The organism is Massilia sp. 2TAF26, from assembly GCF_052115005.1.
Taxonomy (GTDB): Bacteria; Pseudomonadota; Gammaproteobacteria; order Burkholderiales; family Burkholderiaceae_D; genus Telluria.
Genome location: NZ_JBFRFV010000003.1, coordinates 198,181 through 215,774 on the forward strand (window position 1 = coordinate 198,181; position 17,594 = coordinate 215,774).

Annotated in this window: 17 protein-coding genes; 9 read left to right on the forward strand and 8 right to left on the reverse strand. The window is 65.8% G+C overall.

Going from position 1 to position 17,594, the window contains the following annotated elements; genetic code table 11:
* Positions 1 to 9: 9 nt before the first annotated feature.
* On the reverse strand, positions 10 to 1,983 hold the full coding sequence (gene mutL, locus AB4Z32_RS04575) for a DNA mismatch repair endonuclease MutL (protein ID WP_441934729.1): 1,974 nt from the start codon (positions 1,981 to 1,983) through the stop codon (positions 10 to 12).
* A 249-nt stretch (positions 1,984 to 2,232) separates the two neighbouring features.
* The gene (locus AB4Z32_RS04580; RefSeq protein ID WP_441934730.1) at positions 2,233 to 3,168 is read right to left on the reverse strand and encodes a peptidylprolyl isomerase; all 936 of its coding nucleotides are present in this window, start codon (positions 3,166 to 3,168) and stop codon (positions 2,233 to 2,235) included.
* Positions 3,169 to 3,301: 133 nt separating this feature from the next.
* Between AB4Z32_RS04580 and AB4Z32_RS04585 the strand changes: the two genes are divergently transcribed.
* The 3 genes from AB4Z32_RS04585 to AB4Z32_RS04595 all read left to right on the forward strand — a co-directional run bounded on the left by AB4Z32_RS04585 (position 3,302) and on the right by AB4Z32_RS04595 (position 5,674).
* Positions 3,302 to 3,946: a VTT domain-containing protein gene (locus AB4Z32_RS04585; RefSeq protein WP_441934731.1), complete on the forward strand. Its 645-nt coding sequence runs from the start codon at positions 3,302 to 3,304 to the stop codon at positions 3,944 to 3,946.
* Between the two features lie 119 nt (positions 3,947 to 4,065).
* Positions 4,066 to 5,142, forward strand: a complete 1,077-nt coding sequence (locus tag AB4Z32_RS04590; protein ID WP_441934732.1) for a carbonic anhydrase — start codon at positions 4,066 to 4,068, stop codon at positions 5,140 to 5,142.
* A 10-nt stretch (positions 5,143 to 5,152) separates the two neighbouring features.
* Positions 5,153 to 5,674 (forward strand): hypothetical protein, encoded by a 522-nt coding sequence (locus AB4Z32_RS04595; RefSeq protein ID WP_441934733.1) that lies wholly within the window; start codon positions 5,153 to 5,155, stop codon positions 5,672 to 5,674.
* Here the strand turns inward: AB4Z32_RS04595 and AB4Z32_RS04600 are convergent.
* Genes AB4Z32_RS04600 through tsaE form a run of 3 tightly spaced genes read right to left on the reverse strand, consistent with a single transcriptional unit; the run spans position 5,664 to position 8,417 of the window.
* Positions 5,664 to 6,500 carry a D-hexose-6-phosphate mutarotase gene (locus AB4Z32_RS04600; RefSeq protein WP_441934734.1) on the reverse strand — a complete coding sequence of 279 codons (837 nt, stop codon included), beginning with the start codon at positions 6,498 to 6,500 and terminating at the stop codon, positions 5,664 to 5,666. The genes AB4Z32_RS04595 and AB4Z32_RS04600 overlap by 11 nt on opposite strands.
* A gap of 22 nt (positions 6,501 to 6,522) precedes the next feature.
* Positions 6,523 to 7,965: an N-acetylmuramoyl-L-alanine amidase gene (locus AB4Z32_RS04605; RefSeq protein WP_441934735.1), complete on the reverse strand. Its 1,443-nt coding sequence runs from the start codon at positions 7,963 to 7,965 to the stop codon at positions 6,523 to 6,525.
* The gene (gene tsaE, locus AB4Z32_RS04610; RefSeq protein WP_441934736.1) at positions 7,929 to 8,417 is read right to left on the reverse strand and encodes a tRNA (adenosine(37)-N6)-threonylcarbamoyltransferase complex ATPase subunit type 1 TsaE; all 489 of its coding nucleotides are present in this window, start codon (positions 8,415 to 8,417) and stop codon (positions 7,929 to 7,931) included. Before tsaE ends, AB4Z32_RS04605 begins: the two co-directional genes overlap by 37 nt.
* Positions 8,418 to 8,467: 50 nt before the next feature.
* Between tsaE and queG the strand changes: the two genes are divergently transcribed.
* The gene (queG, locus tag AB4Z32_RS04615; protein ID WP_441934737.1) at positions 8,468 to 9,574 is read left to right on the forward strand and encodes a tRNA epoxyqueuosine(34) reductase QueG; all 1,107 of its coding nucleotides are present in this window, start codon (positions 8,468 to 8,470) and stop codon (positions 9,572 to 9,574) included.
* Between the two features lie 7 nt (positions 9,575 to 9,581).
* Here queG and AB4Z32_RS04620 read toward each other — a convergent pair whose 3' ends face one another.
* The 3 genes from AB4Z32_RS04620 to AB4Z32_RS04630 all read right to left on the reverse strand — a co-directional run bounded on the left by AB4Z32_RS04620 (position 9,582) and on the right by AB4Z32_RS04630 (position 12,755).
* Positions 9,582 to 9,911, reverse strand: coding sequence for a DUF3052 family protein (locus tag AB4Z32_RS04620; RefSeq protein ID WP_441934738.1), 330 nt, complete (start codon positions 9,909 to 9,911; stop codon positions 9,582 to 9,584).
* A gap of 187 nt (positions 9,912 to 10,098) precedes the next feature.
* A complete protein-coding gene (locus AB4Z32_RS04625) occupies positions 10,099 to 10,713 on the reverse strand; it encodes a response regulator transcription factor (protein WP_441934739.1) in 615 nt (204 codons plus the stop codon).
* A 26-nt stretch (positions 10,714 to 10,739) separates the two neighbouring features.
* Positions 10,740 to 12,755, reverse strand: coding sequence for a sensor histidine kinase (locus AB4Z32_RS04630; RefSeq protein ID WP_441934740.1), 2,016 nt, complete (start codon positions 12,753 to 12,755; stop codon positions 10,740 to 10,742).
* Between the two features lie 129 nt (positions 12,756 to 12,884).
* Between AB4Z32_RS04630 and AB4Z32_RS04635 the strand changes: the two genes are divergently transcribed.
* From AB4Z32_RS04635 to xerD, 5 genes are all read left to right on the forward strand, one after another.
* On the forward strand, positions 12,885 to 13,889 hold the full coding sequence (locus AB4Z32_RS04635) for a TRAP transporter substrate-binding protein (protein ID WP_441934741.1): 1,005 nt from the start codon (positions 12,885 to 12,887) through the stop codon (positions 13,887 to 13,889).
* 165 nt (positions 13,890 to 14,054) lie between these two features.
* Positions 14,055 to 14,621 carry a TRAP transporter small permease gene (locus AB4Z32_RS04640; RefSeq protein ID WP_441934742.1) on the forward strand — a complete coding sequence of 189 codons (567 nt, stop codon included), beginning with the start codon at positions 14,055 to 14,057 and terminating at the stop codon, positions 14,619 to 14,621.
* Positions 14,618 to 15,898: a TRAP transporter large permease gene (locus tag AB4Z32_RS04645; protein WP_441934743.1), complete on the forward strand. Its 1,281-nt coding sequence runs from the start codon at positions 14,618 to 14,620 to the stop codon at positions 15,896 to 15,898. The genes AB4Z32_RS04640 and AB4Z32_RS04645 overlap by 4 nt, the downstream gene beginning before the upstream one ends.
* 273 nt (positions 15,899 to 16,171) lie before the next feature.
* Positions 16,172 to 16,702: a methylated-DNA--[protein]-cysteine S-methyltransferase gene (locus AB4Z32_RS04650; protein ID WP_441934744.1), complete on the forward strand. Its 531-nt coding sequence runs from the start codon at positions 16,172 to 16,174 to the stop codon at positions 16,700 to 16,702.
* On the forward strand, positions 16,675 to 17,580 hold the full coding sequence (gene xerD / locus AB4Z32_RS04655) for a site-specific tyrosine recombinase XerD (protein ID WP_441934745.1): 906 nt from the start codon (positions 16,675 to 16,677) through the stop codon (positions 17,578 to 17,580). Before AB4Z32_RS04650 ends, xerD begins: the two co-directional genes overlap by 28 nt.
* Positions 17,581 to 17,594: the final 14 nt, after the last annotated feature.

Below are 17,594 nucleotides of genomic sequence, written 5' to 3' on the forward strand. Positions count from 1 at the left end.
ACGAGGCTATTACTGGCCGCGCAGGAACAGCTTGTCCAGTGCGGAGATCTCGAGCTGCACCCAGGTCGGGCGGCCGTGGTTGCACTGGTCGGCGCGTTCGGTCGCTTCCATCTGGCGCAGCAGGGCGTTCATCTCCTGCACCGACAGGATGCGGTTGGCGCGCACCGCGGTATGGCAGGCGAGGGTGCCGAGCAGCTCGTTGCGGCGCTCGATCAGCACGCGCGAGCCGCCGTATTCGCGTACGTCGCGCAGCACGTCGCGGGCCAGCGTCTGCGCATCGGCGTTCTTCAGCAGGGTCGGTACGGCGCGCACTGCCAGCGTGGTCGGCGAGACCGCCGTGATGTCGAAGCCGAGCGCCTGCAGCGTCTCGCGGTTTTCTTCGGCGGTGCCGACTTCGACGGCGTCGGCGAAGAAGGTCACCGGGATCAGCATCTGCTGCACCTGCATCTGTTCGCCGCCGGCCTGGGCGTCGAGGGCATTCTTCAGCTGCTCGTAGAGGATGCGCTCGTGGGCCGCGTGCATGTCGACCAGTACCAGGCCCTTGCGGTTCTGGGCGAGGATGTAGATGCCGTGCAGCTGGGCCAGGGCGAAGCCGAGCGGGAAGTCGTCGTCGTGTGCCGGTGCGGTGGTGGCGGGCAGCGGTATTTCGAAGCCGGACGGTGCGGGCTTGGCCTGCGCGGCATCGGCGTCCTTCACGCCGGCGAACAGGGCGCCGTAGCTTTCGGTGCGCTGGGCCACGCCGGCGCCGGAAGGCTGGGCATCCCAGCGGCTGCCGGCCGGGTGGGGCGAGGGCGAGAAGGTCGAGGCATACGGCGACGTGGGCGTGAGCTGCGAGCCGAACGAGGTCTGCTCGTGCGGGCGGCGCCAGGCCGGGGTGCCGCTGATTCCGGAATCCCGCCCGAAGCCGCCACCCCAGGACGCGCCCGAGGGCGCGATCTCGGCCGCGCTGACCGGCGCCGGTGCGTTGCCGTGGGCCGTGGCCGAGGTCTGGGCGAGCGCGCGCTGCACCGCGTGGAACACGAACTGGTGGACGGCGCGGCTGTCGCGGAAGCGCACCTCGATCTTCGAGGGGTGCACGTTGACGTCGACCATGGCGGGGTCCAGCTCCAGCGACAGCACGTAGCTGGGGAAGCGGTCGCCGTGCAGCACGTCCTGGTAGGCGGCCTTCACCGCGTGGACCAGCAGCTTGTCGCGCACGAAGCGGCCGTTCACGTAGAAGAACTGGCCGTCGGCGCGCGCCTTGGAGGCGGTCGGCAGGCCGACGTAGCCGTGCAGGCGCAGCGGACCGGCGGCTTCGTCGAGCTGCAACCTGGCCTCGGCGAAGTCGTTGCCGAGGATCTGGGCGCTGCGCTTGGCGGGCTCGCTGACGTTCCAGTGGTCGATGGTGCGGCCGTTGTGGGTCAGGCTGAACGAGACGTCCGGACGGGCCAGCGCGATGCGGCGCACGACTTCGGCGCAGTGGCCGTACTCGGTCTGGTCGGATTTCAGGAACTTGCGGCGCGCCGGCGTGTTGAAGTACAGGTCCTGCACGTCGATCGTGGTACCGAAGGCGCCGGACGAGGGCGAGACCGTGCCCTGGTGCGAGCCGACGATCTCCCAGGCGTGGGGCGCGTTCGGCGTGCGCGAGGTGATGCTGACCGCCGCCACCGAGGCGATCGAGGCCAGCGCCTCGCCGCGGAAGCCGAGGGTGTTGACGTTTTCGAGGTCGGTCAGCGAGGCGATCTTCGAGGTCGCGTGGCGGGCCAGTGCGAGCGGCAGCTCTTCCGGCGGAATGCCGCGGCCGTTGTCGGTGATGGCGATGCGCTTGACGCCGCCTTCCTCGAGACGGATCGTGACCTGGGTGGCGCCGGCATCGAGTGCGTTCTCCAGCAATTCCTTGACCACGGCCGAGGGCCGCTCGACGACCTCGCCGGCGGCGATCTGCGAGATGAGCTGGTCAGGAAGCTGCTGGATGGGGCGGTGGGTGGGGGCCGGGGCGTTCATTCACAAATTATAGCTCGCCGCCACATGGCAAAGCATGGCTGTCCGATTTTTCCAAAATTCGGGGTCAGAGCACATTTTTCTGCAAATTCGGGGTCAGAGCACATTTCGCCGGACGGCTGATCGGCCCGGTTCAAGTAGCGCCACCGTCGTGCCGCAGAGGGAAACTGGCCGGTTGAGTTACCTTCTAACCATTGCCCAAAAAAGTGCTCTGACCCCGAATTTCAGCGGTAATGTGCTCTGACCCCGAATTTATTTTTGCTCGCGTACCGGGATTTGGGCGTTGCAGAGGTCGAGGTAGTTCGGTGTGTACTTGGTCCAGGGGCCGCCGCGGTTGCGTTGGGCTTCGAGGACGGACTGGTAGGTGGCGCTGTCGGTGCGCATCACTTCGAGGCGGCTGCGTGCGGCTTCCGGGACGTCGGCGGCGACCTTCACCGCGCCGATCGGCAGCTGCTGCCCCGGCTGCTCGTAGAAGCCCATCGGCGCCGGGCCGCGCGGCAGGGTCGACAGCAGCGGCATGCCCGATACCACCCGGCCGACCACGGTGATGTTGCGGTCGAGCTGGCGCGGCGCCTGGCCGGTGACGACGTAGAGGCTGGTGCCGCCGCCGCTGTCGGACTCGTTGCCGCGGGCGACGCCGACCATGGAGTAGCAATGGGCCAGCCAGGTGCGGCCCGCCTTCGGATCGCGGCCGACCGGGAAGCCGCCCGAATGGCCGATCTGGGGCGCGAAGCCGTCGATGTCGCGCATGCGGACGAAGTGACGGTCGTTTGCCAGCGGCACGGTGAATTCGGCCGGTAGGGTTTTCTGCGCGCTCTTTACCTTGCGCACCTGCTCATCGTCTTCGTGCGGATCGCCCCATTGCACGACGAAGTTGTCCTGCGAGCGGATGATGGCCAGGCCGTCGTAATAGTGTTCGCGCGCCAGCGCCTTGATGTTCCTGACGTGGTTGGGGGCGAAGTCCGGCGCCAGTTCGATTACCACGCGGCCGCCCGGCAGCTCCATATAGAGCGTGTTGTCGGGGTCGAGCGGGCGCCAGTCGCCCGGTGTCGAGCCTTTCAGGACGTCGCCGACGCTGGGTTTGGGCGGCAGTTCCTTCTCCGCCTTCTTGTCGGCGGCGCCTGCGCCCGTTGCCATCAAGGCTGCAATCCCGAGCAGCACGGCGTGGTGAAGCTTCCGGTAAGCCATTGTTCTCTCCTTGTCATTCTTATTCGAACGATTGTAATCCGGAAAGTACAAATTCTCTCCATGATCTTGACCCCGGGGCCATTTTTTGAAGACGGTCTGATGGTATGATTCGGCGCTACCATTTAGGATGATTATGGATCTGATGCAACTCTTCGGCATGCTTCTGCACGTCGATAAGACCTTGGGCACCCTGCTGGCCCAGTACGGTGTGTATGTCTATGCGGTCCTGTTCGCGATCGTGTTCTGCGAGACCGGTCTCGTGGTGCTGTTCTTCTTCCCGGGCGACACCCTGCTGTTCATCGCCGGCGCCTTCTGCGCCACCGGCGAGATGAGTTATCCGCTGTTGATGGCGCTGCTGATCATTGCCGCCGTTACCGGGAATACCCTGAACTATTACATCGGCGGGGCCATCGGTCACCGCGTCTTCACCCATGATTACCGCTGGCTGAACAAGGATGCGCTGCAGCGCACCCACGATTTCTTCGAAAGGCACGGCGGCAAGACCATCATCCTGGCGCGCTTCGTGCCGGTGGTGCGGACCTTCGCTCCCTTCGTGGCCGGCATTTCGGAGATGACGCATGCGCGTTTCCAGATGTTCAACATCACCGGCGCCGTCCTGTGGGTGGCCGGTCTCGTGACCGCCGGTTACTTCTTCGGCAACATTCCCATCGTGCGCGATCACCTGACCGCCATCGTGCTGATCGGTGTCGGCGCCGCCGTGGTGCCGCTGGCCCTGGGCGGCATCTACAAGTTCGGGCGCCGCATGCTCAGCCGCTGAAAGCGCACCTTGTCATTCCTGCAGCGCGCCGCTTCGACGGCGCGCTGTGTGTTTACGGCGCTCAAGTTTACCCTTGCCCGCGCCGATAAAGCATGGGACAGCAACACTACTGGAATCCCATGCGTAACCTGATCGCCCTGTTCGCTTGCAGCTGCGTCGTCCTGAGCGCAAGCGCGAACGATCCTGCCCCCGCCGCGGCAGCCAGACTGGCGGCCTCCGTGTCGAAGCCGGCGTCGGCCTCGATGCCGACCAAGGAACAGATGGCCAAGGACGCGGCCAAGGAACCCTTGCCGGGCAAGAAAGAGGCACCGGCCAAGAAGGCCGCACCCGCCCCACAGGATGAAGAAGCCGCCGAAGTCGCCCTCTCGGCCAAGATCGCCGAGCGCCTGGCCGAGCTGCGCGAACGCCAGCAGGCCCGCGCCAGCGCGGCCTCACGCGCAAAAAAGGCCGCCGACGCCAGGCGCCGCGAGGAAGAGAAGGCCGCCGCCGCGGCTGCGATCCTGGCCGCCGCGCCCAAGCATGGCACCGTCTGGTCCTACGAGGGCGAACTCGGCCCGGCCAACTGGTCCAAGATCAATGTCGACTGGGCCAAGTGCGGCACCGGCAACCGCCAGTCGCCGATCGACCTGCGCGATGGCATCAAGGTCAACCTAGAGCAGATCGGTTTCGACTACCACCCGTCCTCCTTCAACGAGGTGAACAACGGCCACACCGTCCAGGTGACGGTCGGCGGCGGCAATTTCATCACGGTCGGCAACCAGACCTACGAGCTGCAGCAGTTCCACTTCCACCGTCCGTCGGAAGAGCGCATCAACGGCAAGGGCACGGAAATGGTCATGCACCTGGTGCACAAGAGCTATGACGGCAAGATCGCGATCATCGCCGTGCTGCTCGAACGCGGCCAGCCGCACAGCCTGGTGCAGACCATCTGGGACAACCTGCCGCTCGAAAAGAACGAGGTCGTATCGCCCTCGATCGTGATCGACCCGAAGGATGCGCTGCCTGAAAAGCGTGAATACTTCACTTACATGGGTTCGCTCACCGAGCCGCCCTGCACCGAAGGCGTGCTGTGGCTGGTGTTCAAGCAGCCGCGCCAGGCCTCGCCGGCCCAGATGGCGCTGTTCTCGCGCCTGTATCCGCTGAATGCGCGCCCGGTGCAGTCGACCTCGGGCCGGATGATCAAGGAATCCAACTAAGCTCCTCGCCATGACCCTGACTGCCCGCATCCTGGCGGCGGCGCTGTTCGCCTGCGCCGCCATTCCCGCCTTTTCCCAGACCCCTGCCGCGCCGACCCGCGTGCCCGCCGAGATGGCCGCCTTCTTCGGCGGCGAATGGAGCGGCAAGGGCGCCTTCGCCTCCGGCCGCCCGATCGAGGCCGAGGTCAGCTTCACGCCCGAACTGGACGGCCAGTGGTTGCAGTACCGCCACACCGACCGCGCGCCGAACAGCTACAAGGCGCTCGGCCTGTGGGGCATCGAGAGCGGCTCGCGCAAGCTGGTCATGACCGTCAACGACAACGGCGGCGGCGCGCGCACGTTCGCCAGCGAGGGCTGGCAGGACGGCAAGGTGGTGTTCGTCCGCACGATATCAAGCGAGCCCCTGCGCGAGGAGCGCTTCGTGTTCGAGCGCAAATCGAACGACAGCTTCCACATGGCCTATGAAGTCCACGCCGGCGACAAGCCGTGGCGGATGATCGACCAGCTGAGCTTCGAGCGCGTCAGGAAATAGCCGGCCCCACCCGGTATTCGCCCTTCCAGCTGCCGCCCGGTTCCAGGGTCTGCGGCTGGAGCAGGGCCGGTTCGATGCAGACGAAGCGCCGGTACTCCTCGTCTTCGAGGTCGGACAGCGCGGCGGCATCGGCCGCGCCCGGATTCCACACCACCGCATCGGTGAAGCCGCTCTGCTGCAAGAGCAGCTTGTCGGCGCCGTTGTCGAAGGTGATCGCCCCGGCGATGCGCTCGAACACCTGGTCCAGCTTGTCGGTCAGGGCCAGGGTCTCGGCCTGCACGCCGTCGATGCGCACGGCTTCGACGTCCTCGACCAGGTGGTAGGTGTGCAGGGCGCTGGAGAAGGAGAACGGGTGGGTGCCGGTGTTGCGCACTTCGAGCGTCAGCGCCAGGCTGGCGCCTTGCACGCTCACCCGCAGCGCCAGCTCGAAGGCATAGGCCCAGGCGCTCGAAGCCTGCGGCGACAGGTCGTCCTGGTTCAGGCCCAGCAGGGCAAACGCGGCGCCGTCCTGCTCGCCGCTGTCGAGCACGCGCCAGGTGCTGACGCGGGCGAAGCCGTGGCGCATGCCTTCGCCGCGTTCTGCGAATTGCGGAAAGATCACCGGCACGCCGCCGCGGATGGCGCGGCTGCCGTCGAGCGCGGACAGGCTGCTCATGAACATGCGCTCCGGCCCGGCTTCGCCGGGCTGCCCTTCGCGGCCAGCGCTGTGCGCTGGCCTCCAGGACACCAGGTGGGCGCCGTACAGGGTGATGGTGGCTTCGGCGCCGTCCGGCGCGCGCAGCAGCAGGGCGGGCAGTTGCCCGAATTGAGTAGTAGTAACGCTCACGTCAAAACCCTCCAGGCTGAGATCAGGTCATTCGGCTCTTCGCCAGCGGCGGATTGTACGCGAAGTAGCGCTTGATGCCTTTCGTGATCGCGTCGGCGAGCTGGTTCTGGTAGGCGTCGTCCTTCAGCCGCGCTTCCTCTTCCGGGTTCGAGATGAAGGCGGTTTCGACCAGGATCGAGGGGATGTCCGGGGCCTTCAGCACGGCGAAGCCGGCCTGCTCGACCGAACCCTTGTGCAGGCGGTTGATGCCGCCGATCTCGCTCAGCACGGCCTTGCCGAGCTTCATGCTGTCGTTGATCTGCGCCGTGGTCGACAGGTCGAACAGCACGCTGGCAAGCTGCTTGTCGTGGGTGCCGAGGTTCACGCCGCCGATCAGGTCGGCCTTGTTCTGGTCGGCCGCCAGCCAGCGCGCCGCGCTCGAGCTCGCGCCTTTTTCCGACAGCACGAAGACCGAGGAGCCGCGCGCGGAGGGCTGGATGAAGGCGTCCGCGTGGATCGAGACGAACAGGTCGGCCTGCACCTTCCTCGCCTTTTCCACGCGCTGGCCCAGCGGCACGAAGAAGTCGGCGTCGCGGGTCAGCATCACGCGCGTGTTCGGCAGCTCTTCCAGCTTGCCCTTCAGGCGCTTGGCGATCGCCAGCACGATGTCCTTTTCATGCACGCCGGTGGCGCCGGTGGCGCCCGGATCCTCGCCGCCATGGCCGGGATCGAGGGCGATGGTCACCATCCGCATCACCTTGCCGGCGGGCGCGTTCTTGCCCTGTGTCGGCGCTTGCGGCTGGGGCTGGGCCTGCGGTGCGGTCGGCTGCGGCTGGGCCGGGGTGCTGCCGGCGCGGGCGGCGTCGGCTTCCAGCCTGGCGATGGCGTCGGGGCCGGCCTGGCCGACCGTCGGCGCGCCCGGCTGCTGCGCCGGCGCCGGCGTCGCCGCGGGCACTTCGGTGGCGCGCGCGCCGCCCTCGGACCAGTTCTCCCTGGCGATCATGGCGGACAAGGGATCGACCGGATGCACCGGATACAGGTCGAAGATCAGGCGATGGCGGTAGCCGCCCACCGGGGCCATGGTGAACACCTGGGGCTTGACCTCTTCCTTGAGATCGAACACCAGGCGCACCACGTTCGGGCGGTTCTGGGCGACCCGCACCTGCTTGATGTAGGGGTCGTTCGATTCGATCTTGGCGACCAGGCTTTTCAGCGTCTCGTTGAGCGCCAGGCCGTCGATGTCGACCACCAGGCGCGGCGGATCGGCCAGCATGAAGTGGGAGGCATTCAGCTCGCCGTCGTTTTCCAGCGTGACGCGGGTGTACTCGTCGGCCGGCCAGACACGCACGGCCATGATCTGCGCGGCCGACGCCGGCAGCGGAGCGAGTACGGACAGCAGCAGCGTGCCGCCGGCCTTCAGCACCGCGCGGCGCTTCGGGGAACCGGGGATCAGGGAGTCGGGGGGTAGTGCAGGCGTTCGAGGCATAGCAGGCCCAATTCAGACAACGCCTGCAATTCTACAGCACGGCCGTGGCCGCTGACCGTAAGCAACACCCGGACGTCGGGCGGGGGCAACACCGGCTCGCCTTTTTCTGGCCATTCGACGACGCAGATGTTCCTGCCGTCGAAGTCTTCGCGGAAGCCCGCATCGAGGAATTCTTCCGGGCTCGACATGCGGTACAGGTCGTAGTGGATCAGGTTGACGGCCTGGCCGTCGAGCGCGATCCGGTAGGGCTCGGACAGCGTATAGGTCGGGCTCTTGACCGCGCCCTTGTGGCCGGCCGCGTGCAGCAGGGCGCGCGTGAGGGCCGTCTTGCCGGCGCCGAGGTCGCCGTGCAGGTAGATCACGAGGCCGGGGCGCAGTGCGCGCGCGAGGGCGCCGCCCAGGGCCTGGGTGGCGGCTTCGTCCGGAAGATAAGCGTTGAATGAATGCTGCATCGAATAGAATATCGGGTTTGTCGTACCAACCAGCCAGTGTCCGTCCCGCCATGTCCCCATCCCAGCCTGACCTGAACGAACTCGCACGCGCCATCAAGGCGTGGGGCGTGGAACTGGGCTTTGCCGACGTGCGCATCACGGACGTCGACCTGGCGCGCCACGAGGCAGGGCTGCAAGCCTGGCTGGACGCCGGCCACCATGGCGAGATGGATTATATGGCAAGCCACGGCATGAAGCGCGCCCGGCCGGCGGAACTGGTGCCGGGCACGGTGCGCGCGATCGTCGCCCGCATGGACTACCTGCCCATCTCGGGTGGCAACAGCGCGGACGCCGACTGGCGCGCCCGGGAACGCCTGCGCCAGCAGGATCCGGGCGCCGCCGTGGTCTCCGTCTACGCCCGCGGACGCGACTACCACAAGGTGCTGCGCAACCGCCTGCAGCAACTGGCCGAACGCGTGCGCGGCCTGGCCGGCGAGTACGGCTTCCGCGTGTTCACGGATTCGGCGCCGGTGATGGAATTGCCGCTGGCGGAAAAGGCGGGGCTGGGCTGGCGCGGCAAGCACACGCTGCTGCTGTCGCGCGAGGCCGGTTCGACCTTCTTCATCGGCGAGATCCTGGTCGACCTGCCGCTGCCCGTCGACGATGCCACCGGCGCCCATTGCGGCCAGTGCGAAGCCTGCATCGCCGCCTGCCCGACCGGCGCGATCCTGGGGCCGGGCCGCCTCGATGCGCGGCGCTGCATCTCCTACCTGACGATCGAACTGAAGGGCAGCATTCCGGAAGACCTGCGGCCCTTGATCGGCAACCGCATCTACGGTTGCGACGATTGCCAGCTGGTCTGCCCGTGGAACAAGTTCGCCCGACGCGCCGTGCTGCCGGATTTCGACGAGCGCAACGGCCTGGGCGCCGCCGGGCTGGTGGAATTGTTCGGCTGGGAAGAAGAAGAGTTCAATCGCCGCATGGAGGGCAGCCCGATCCGCCGGATCGGGCATGAGCGCTGGCTGCGTAATCTGGCGGTAGGCATGGGGAACGCTGCCGCTGAGGCCGGGGCCAAGGGCGACCCGCGCATCGTGGCCGCGCTGCGGGCCCGGCTGGAGCATCCGTCGGCGCTGGTGCGCGAGCATGTCGCCTGGGCATTAGCCCGTCACGCAGCCTGAGTCTGCTTTAAATCTCGATGCGCTTCAAGCGCAGTGCCGACCAGTCGCCGTCGATCGAGATCATCGCCACGCCTGTGATACCGTTTTCCTTCGCATAAGCGTTGATTGAGTCGCGATTGATATCAGTGGCCTTCGACGCGGTCTGCTTCAGATAGGCCACCCACAGCGATCCCTTCTCGCCCATGCGCTCCTTCGCGGTGGGGAAGTATTGTTCGAGTTCCTTGCGGTTCATCGCGAACAGCAACACCACATCCACCTTGTCCTGGTCGTCCTTGATCAGGTCGGGCGGCATCTGCGACACCATGCCGGGATGCACGTTCCCGTTCAGGATCAGCATCGATTTCGCGTTCCTCAAGAACATTTTGTCTGCAATTGTCTTTTCGCTCATCTGCGTTCCCTAAGAAAATATTCACATGGTCAGTTTGACCATGGCGTGTTCAGCTTGATTTTACAAGCGAACTTCCGAAAAGCAGGGCGCGAAACCTGCCGTGCGCGGGGTTCCGGAACGAAAAGCGAAGGAAGTTTTATTTCAACAGGCCGGCCAGCTCGACCGCCGTCTTGACCTGCATCTTGTCGAAGATGTGGGCGCGGTGCACTTCCACCGTGCGCATGCTGATGCCCAGCTTGTCGGCCACGACCTTGTTCATGTTCCCGGCCAGGATCAGGTCGAGCACTTCGCGTTCGCGCGCCGACAGCGTGGACAGGCGTTCGCGCACCGCGCTGGAGGCGGCGGCCTGGCGCGATTTGGCCAGGGCTTCGTCGACGCGGTCCATCAGCTGGTTGTCGTTGAAGGGTTTTTCGAAGAAGTCGAAGGCGCCGCGCTTGAGCGAATCGACGGCCATCGGCACGTCGCCATGGCCGGTCAGGAAGATCACCGGCAGGCGCGCCAGCAGGCCGCGCGCGACCAGCTGGTCGAACACGGCGATGCCGTTCATGCCCGGCATGCGCACGTCCAGCAGCACGCATTCGCCATCCCCGGCGGTCCCGCTACCGGTGGCGGCATCAAGACCGGACTGGGCGTCGAGGGCGTCGAGAAAGGCCTGGCCGCCGGCATAGCCGCGCGCGGCCAGCCCGCGCGATTGCGCCAGCCATTCGAGGGCGTCGCGGATGACGTCTTCGTCGTCGACGATGTGCAGCATGGAGTCTCCTTCCTAAGTCCTGCTCTTCAGGTGGGCATTGTAGCCTGCGCCTGCTGCAAGGTGAACGTGAACACGGTGCCGCCGCCGGGATTGTCGGCGTGGGTGAGGGTGCCGCCGTGGAATTCGATCGCCGTGCGGCAGATCGACAGGCCCATGCCCATGCCCTCGGCCTTGGTCGAGAAGAAGGGCGAGAACAGGCGCTCGGCCACTTCGGGGGGGATGCCGTGGCCGTTGTCGATCACCGACACCGCCACCCGGCCCTGGTCGTCGGTATCGATGCGCGCGGCCTCGATGCGCAGCACGCGGCGCTCGCGGTCGATGTCCTGCATCGACTCGATCGCGTTGCGGGTCAGGTTCAGCAGCACCTGCTCGAGCAGCACGCGGTCGGCCAGCACCGGCGGCAGGTCGGGCGGCACTTCGACCTGCAGGGTCACGTAGCTCTGGCGCGCCTGCAGCTCGACCAGGGCGCGGATGCCCTCGATCACCTGCGGCACCATCACGCTCTCGCGGCGCGGCTCGCGCTTCTTCACGAATTCGTGCACGCTGCGGATGATCTGGCCGGCGCGCCGCGCCTGGGTATTCGCCTGTTCCAGCGCGCGTTTGAGCATGCCGGCATCCAGCGGGGCCGCATGGTCGCTGGCGCGCCCCAGCACGTTGAGCGCGCCGGCGGTGTAGCTGGAGATCGCCGCCAGCGGCTGGTTCAGCTCGTGTGCCAGCATCGACGAGATCTCGCCCATGGTCGCCAGGCGCGCGCTGGTCTCCAGCTTTTCCTGCTGCTGGCGGGCCAGCTCCTCGGCGCGCTTGCGGTCGGTGATGTCGAGGATGGAGCTCATCCAGCCGGTGTGGCGCCCAATGCTGTCGACCAGCGGCGCCTCGAACACCAGCACCGGCACCCGGGTGCCGTCGGGGCGCAGGAACACGGTCTCGAACTGCGGCGTGGCCTGGCCGGCCAGGATCTTGCGGAAGCGCTCCTCGTACTCGTCGGTTTCCTCCGGCGCCCAGTAGGGCATGGGCGGGGTCCTGCCGAGCAGTTCGCCGGCCGGCAGGCCGACGATGCGGCAGAAGGCCGGATTGACGTAGGTGACGCGGCCTTCGAGGTCGCGCGCGCGCAGGCCGGTCAGCAGCGAGTTTTCCATCGCCGTGCGGAAGGCCATCTGCTGGCGCAGCGCGTTCTCGGCGGCGATGGTGCGCGCGATGTGGCGCCACAGCGCGGCCAGCGACAGCACCAGGCCCAGCGCCAGCAGGATCACCGAGCCGACCAGCAGGTTGGGCAGCAGCCTGGGCGCGCCCTTGACGCTGTCGGTGGCCAGCACGATCTGGCCGCCGGGCAGGTCGAGCGCGCGCTTGTGGGTGTAGACGCCGCGCCCGGGGCCGCCGGCGGCGCGGTGGGCCACCACGTGGTCGTCGCGGTCGAGCAGGGACAGCGAATTGTCCTGGGCGAACCACCAGGGCACGTTCTCGTCCAGCAGGGTCTGCAAGTCGTAGGTGGCGACCAGGCTGCCGACGAACCTGCCTTCGTGGTAGAGCGGCAGGTGGTAGTCGACCAGGCCGGCATCTGGCCCGTACCTGGCCGGACCGAGGCTATACGGATCGGAATAGCGGCCGTTATGCGTCTTGCGCGCCATCTCCTGGGCATCGCGCGAGGAGGCGGTCAGCGCGCCGTGGGCCAGCTCGGCGCCTTGCACGGCCAGCTGCCGGCCGCCGGCGTCGAGCCAGGCGATGCGGCGCAGTTCGTGACCGTTCTTGAACATCTGCGCCATGCGCGCCTCGACCACGTCGTGCGCGGGCGGGCTGTCGGCGGCCAGGTCGGTGCCGAGGGTCGCCAGCACCTCCTCGCTGCGCGCCAGTTCGAAGCGCAGGGTCTGCTCGACCCAGAGGGTGTCGGCGATCAGCTGTTCCTGGCGCTCATTGCTCTCCATCTGGCGCGCCTGCCAGGGCAGCCACAGCAGGACCAGCAGGAAGAGCAGCACCAGCAGCACCGGCACCAGCCAGCGCCAGGGGCCGTCAGGTACGGGACGCGGCATCGAAAAAGGGTTTTTCATGCGATAACGTGATACTTTTATTGCTGAGCGAACAATTGTGGTTTTCCACAATAGCTTGTTGTTAATAAGCTCAGCAGACTCGTGGCAAATATAAAAAAATAAAACCTATTCTTATTGGAGAGGAGATTCATGAAAATCAAATCCGTCGTGGCAGCACTTGCCCTGGTCGCGGGCGCCGGCTTCGCGTTCAGCGCAGCGGCTCAGACCCCCATCGTCATCAAGTTCAGCCACGTGGTGGCGACCGACACGCCGAAAGGCCGTGCCGCCGAGCGCTTCAAGGAACTGGCCGAGAAGATGACCAATCACCGGGTCAAGGTCGAAGTCTACCCGAACAGCCAGCTGTACAAGGACAAGGAAGAACTCGAAGCCCTGCAGCTGGGCGCGGTCCAGATGCTGGCGCCCTCGCTGGCCAAGTTCGGTCCGCTGGGCGTGAAGGAATTCGAAGTCTTCGACCTGCCGTACATCTTCCCGAACAAGGCCGCGCTGTACACCGTGACCGAAGGCCCGATCGGCAAGAGCCTGCTGCAGAAGCTGGAGCCGAAGGGCATCACCGGCCTGGCCTACTGGGACAACGGTTTCAAGATCATGTCGGCCAACAAGCCGCTGCACATGCCGGCCGATTTCCGCGGCCTGAAGATGCGCATCCAGAGCTCGAAGGTGCTGGACGCGCAGATGCGCGCGCTGGGCGCCAACCCGCAGGCGCTGGCCTTCTCGGAAGTCTATCAGGCGCTGCAGACCGGCGTGGTGGACGGCACCGAGAACCCGCCGTCGAACATGTACACCCAGAAGATGCATGAGGTGCAGAAGCACGTGACGGTCTCGAACCACGGCTACCTGGGCTATGCGGTCATCGTCAACAAGAAGTTCTGGGACGGCCTGCCGGCCGACATCCGCACCCAGCTGCAGCAGGCCATGAACGACGCCACCAAGTACGAAAAGGCGATTGCCCAGCAGGACAACGACCATGCCCTGGAAGCCATCCGCAAGGCGGGCAAGACCACCATCTACAACCTGAACCCGCAAGAGCAGGCGGCATGGCGCAAGGCCCTGCTGCCGGTGCAGAAGCAGATGGCGGACCGGGTTGGCCAGGATCTGATCAATTCGATCAACAAGGCGACTGCGTCGGTGCAGTAAGAACCTCGTCGCCCGCATAAACCCACGTCGTCCCCGCGAAGGCGGGGACCCATACCGAGCTGCCGAAGTCGTGACGGTTGATCCGCCAGTGCGGCAGCCGGAGCTTCAGCATGGGTTCCCGCTTCCGCGGGAACGACGGCTGTCGCGTCCTCGCCCAAAGCCAAAATGAAAATCCTCGATCGCCTCGAAGAGTGGCTCATCGCCAGCCTGATGGCCGGCGCCACCTTCATCATCTTCATCGCGGTGCTGCACCGCTACCTGTCCGGCCTGCCCCTTGGGGCATTTCAGGACTGGCTCATTTCCCTGAATACCAGCTGGGCCCAGGAGCTCAGTACCATCATGTTCGTGTGGATGGCCAAGTTCGGCGCCGCGTATGGCGTGCGCACCGGCATCCACGTCGGCGTCGACGTGCTGGTCAACCGGCTGTCCGAGCGCTGGCGCAACAAGCTGATCGTGCTGGCGCTGCTGGCCGGCGCCCTGTTCACCGGCATCATCGGCACCCTCGGCGCCAGCTTCGTCTACCGCATGGCCGGCACCGCGCAGACCTCGCCCGACATGGAAATCCCGATGTGGATCGTCTACCTGGCGCTGCCCCTCGGTTCCTGGCTGATGTGCTTCCGCTTCCTGCAGGTGACCTGGCATTTCATCCGTAATGGCGAACTGCCGAAGCATGACCACGCCTACGTCGAAGGCCTGGACGACGAAATCGAAGAAGCAAGGAAATCCTCATGAACGCCGCCATTATCTTTGTCCTGCTGATCCTGCTGATGCTGACCGGGATGCCGGTCTCGATCGCGCTCGGCCTCACGGTGCTGACCTTCCTGTTCACCATGACGCACGTGCCGATCGAGTCGGTGGCGATGAAGCTGTTCACCGGTATCGACAACTTCGAGATCATGGCCATCCCGCTCTTCATCCTGGCGGGTAACTTCCTCACCCACGGCGGGGTCGCGCGGCGCATGATCAACTTCGCCACCTCGATGGTCGGCCACTTCCATGGCGGCCTGGCGCTGGCCGGCGTGTTCGCCTGCGCGCTGTTCGCCGCAGTATCGGGTTCCAGCCCGGCGACCGTGGTGGCGATCGGCTCGATCATCCTGCCGGCCATGGTCAAGCAGGGCTATCCGAAGCGCTTTGGCGCCGGCGTGATCACGACCTCGGGCGCGCTCGGCATCCTGATCCCGCCGTCGATCGTGATGGTGATGTACTCGGTCACGACCAATACCTCGGTCGGCCAGCTGTTCATGGCGGGCGTGGTGCCCGGCCTGCTGCTGGCGTTCATGCTTGGCCTGACGACCTGGTTCCTGGCGAAGAAACACGACTATCCGCGCATGCCGCGCGCCACCTGGGTCGAGCGCTGGACCGCGTTCCGCCGCAGCGCCTGGGGCCTGTTCCTGATCGTGATCGTGATGGGCGGTATCTACACCGGCGTGTTCACGCCGACCGAAGCGGCCGGCATCGCGGCGGTGTATGCCTTCGTGATCGCGGTGTTCGTCTACAAGGACTTGAAGCTGAAGCAGGTCGGCAAGGTGCTGCTGGATTCGGCGGCGATGTCGGCGATGCTCCTGTATATCATCACCAACGCCGTGCTGTTCTCCTTCCTGATGACCAGCGAGAACGTGCCGCAGGCGATGGCCGGCTGGCTTACCGGCCAGGGCCTGGGTCCGATCGGCTTCCTGATCGTGGTGAACCTGCTGCTGCTGCTGGCCGGCAATGTGATGGAGCCATCGTCGATCGTGCTGATCATGGCGCCGATCCTGTTCCCGGTCGCGACCCAGTTGGGCATCGACCCGGTCCACTTCGGCATCATCATCGTGGTCAACATGGAAGTCGGCATGTGCCATCCGCCGGTGGGCCTGAACCTGTACGTCGCCTCCGGCATCACGAAGATGGGCATTTCCGAGCTGACGGTGGCCGTGATGCCCTGGCTGCTGACGATGATTGGTTTCCTGCTGTTGATAACCTATGTCCCGGCAATCTCCTTATGGCTTCCGAGAATGGTTTATGGCTGACATATATTTCGTGAATGTATATAAAAAACTACGCTATTCTTATTCGAATGCGTTATGATGGCGCAGCTTTGGCACCACCATGGTGCGTTCGAAAGCCCGGATACGAATTTTGGGGAGAAGCAAAAAAGCGGTAATCCAGCATTGGAATACCGGAGAATGATGAGGAGACGCACGTTTTATAGATGCCGCCGGCATTGACCGAGTGGCCGCAAACGTGACCCATACTGAAAACGCACCTCACGAGGGTGCGTTTTTTTTTGCTACACTGGATCAATGAACACACAACAGGGCAGCGAGCTTTTCAGCGCCATCGTCGCGGCGCCGTTCGGGGCGATGGGCATCCGTACGGAAGATCAACGCGTGCGCGAGCTGGTCTACCTGCCGCCGCATTACGAAGAAAAAGCGCCGCAGGATGCGGTGGCCGAACAGGCCGCCGAGCAGGTCGTGCGCTATGTCGCCGACGCCGACTTCCGTTTCGACTTGCCGCTGGTCGATGCCGGCAGCGAATTCCAGCGCCGCGTCTGGGAAGCCATCTGCGCGATCCCGCGCGGCAGCGTGCGTACCTACGGCCAGGTCGCCAAGCTGCTCGAGTCGCATCCGCGCGCGGTGGGCCAGGCTTGCGGCGCCAACTGGTTCCCGCTGGTGATTCCCTGCCACCGCGTCACCGCGGCCGGCGGCCTGGGCGGCTTTGCCAGCAGCGACGACGAACACGGCTTCACGCTCACGGTCAAGCGCTGGCTGCTGCGCCACGAAGGTGCGCTCCCCGCCGACGTCCCATGGCAGCAGCAATCAATCTTTCCCTGATCGACGGCTTCTGCGACGCCCTCTGGCTCGAGCACGGACTGGCCAGGAATTCGCTGGATGCCTACCGGCGCGACCTGCGCCTGTTCGCCGGCTGGCTCGAGGCCAGGCGTCCGGAGCGCAGCGACCTGCACGCGGTGCAGCCGCAGGACATCGCCGCCTACTTTGCCGAGCGCCATGAGGACACCAAGCCCAGCTCGGCCAACCGGCGGCTGTCGGTACTGAAGCGCTTCTACCAGATGGCGCTGCGCGAGCGCCGCATCGACCACGACCCCTGCCTGAACATGGCTTCGGCCAGGCAACCGACCCGCTTCGTGCACACCCTCTCCGAAGCCCAGGTCGAGGCCCTCTTGAGCGCGCCGGACGTCTCGACCCCGCTGGGCCTGCGCGAGCGCACCATGCTCGAGCTGATGTATGCGAGCGGCCTGCGGGTATCGGAACTGGTGACACTGAAAGTGGTCGAGCTGAGCCTGAACGACGGCGTGCTGCGCATCACGGGTAAAGGCAGCAAGACCCGGCTGGTGCCCTTCGGCGAGCAGGCGCGCCACTGGCTGGAGCGCTACATGAAGGAGGCGCGCGGCGTGATCCTGAACGGGCAGATGGACGACGCCCTGTTCGTGACCGGCCGCGGCGGACCGATGACGCGCCAGATGTTCTGGATCGTCATCAAGAAACATGCGGCCAGGGCCGGCATCACCGCGCCGCTGTCGCCGCATACGCTGCGCCACGCCTTCGCCACCCACCTCTTGAACCACGGCGCCGACCTGCGCGTGGTGCAACTACTCCTGGGACATTCGGACATTTCGACGACCCAGATCTACACCCATGTGGCACGCGAGCGTTTGAAGCACCTGCACGCCCAGCACCACCCGCGTGGTTAATTCTCAAGACCTGG

Bases quoted from the DNA above. Each gene is read 5' to 3' on its own strand.
- mutL (WP_441934729.1), bottom strand. From the start codon at position 1,983: ATGAACGCCCCGGCCCCCACCCACCGCCCCATCCAGCAGCTTCCTGAC.
- AB4Z32_RS04580 (WP_441934730.1), bottom strand. From the start codon at position 3,168: ATGGCTTACCGGAAGCTTCACCACGCCGTGCTGCTCGGGATTGCAGCC.
- AB4Z32_RS04585 (WP_441934731.1), top strand. From the start codon at position 3,302: ATGGATCTGATGCAACTCTTCGGCATGCTTCTGCACGTCGATAAGACC.
- AB4Z32_RS04590 (WP_441934732.1), top strand. From the start codon at position 4,066: ATGCGTAACCTGATCGCCCTGTTCGCTTGCAGCTGCGTCGTCCTGAGC.
- AB4Z32_RS04595 (WP_441934733.1), top strand. From the start codon at position 5,153: ATGACCCTGACTGCCCGCATCCTGGCGGCGGCGCTGTTCGCCTGCGCC.
- AB4Z32_RS04605 (WP_441934735.1), bottom strand. From the start codon at position 7,965: ATGCCTCGAACGCCTGCACTACCCCCCGACTCCCTGATCCCCGGTTCC.
- tsaE (WP_441934736.1), bottom strand. From the start codon at position 8,417: ATGCAGCATTCATTCAACGCTTATCTTCCGGACGAAGCCGCCACCCAG.
- queG (WP_441934737.1), top strand. From the start codon at position 8,468: ATGTCCCCATCCCAGCCTGACCTGAACGAACTCGCACGCGCCATCAAG.
- AB4Z32_RS04620 (WP_441934738.1), bottom strand. From the start codon at position 9,911: ATGCTGATCCTGAACGGGAACGTGCATCCCGGCATGGTGTCGCAGATG.
- AB4Z32_RS04625 (WP_441934739.1), bottom strand. From the start codon at position 10,713: ATGCTGCACATCGTCGACGACGAAGACGTCATCCGCGACGCCCTCGAA.
- AB4Z32_RS04630 (WP_441934740.1), bottom strand. From the start codon at position 12,755: ATGAAAAACCCTTTTTCGATGCCGCGTCCCGTACCTGACGGCCCCTGG.
- AB4Z32_RS04635 (WP_441934741.1), top strand. From the start codon at position 12,885: ATGAAAATCAAATCCGTCGTGGCAGCACTTGCCCTGGTCGCGGGCGCC.
- AB4Z32_RS04640 (WP_441934742.1), top strand. From the start codon at position 14,055: ATGAAAATCCTCGATCGCCTCGAAGAGTGGCTCATCGCCAGCCTGATG.
- AB4Z32_RS04645 (WP_441934743.1), top strand. From the start codon at position 14,618: ATGAACGCCGCCATTATCTTTGTCCTGCTGATCCTGCTGATGCTGACC.
- AB4Z32_RS04650 (WP_441934744.1), top strand. From the start codon at position 16,172: ATGAACACACAACAGGGCAGCGAGCTTTTCAGCGCCATCGTCGCGGCG.
- xerD (WP_441934745.1), top strand. From the start codon at position 16,675: ATGGCAGCAGCAATCAATCTTTCCCTGATCGACGGCTTCTGCGACGCC.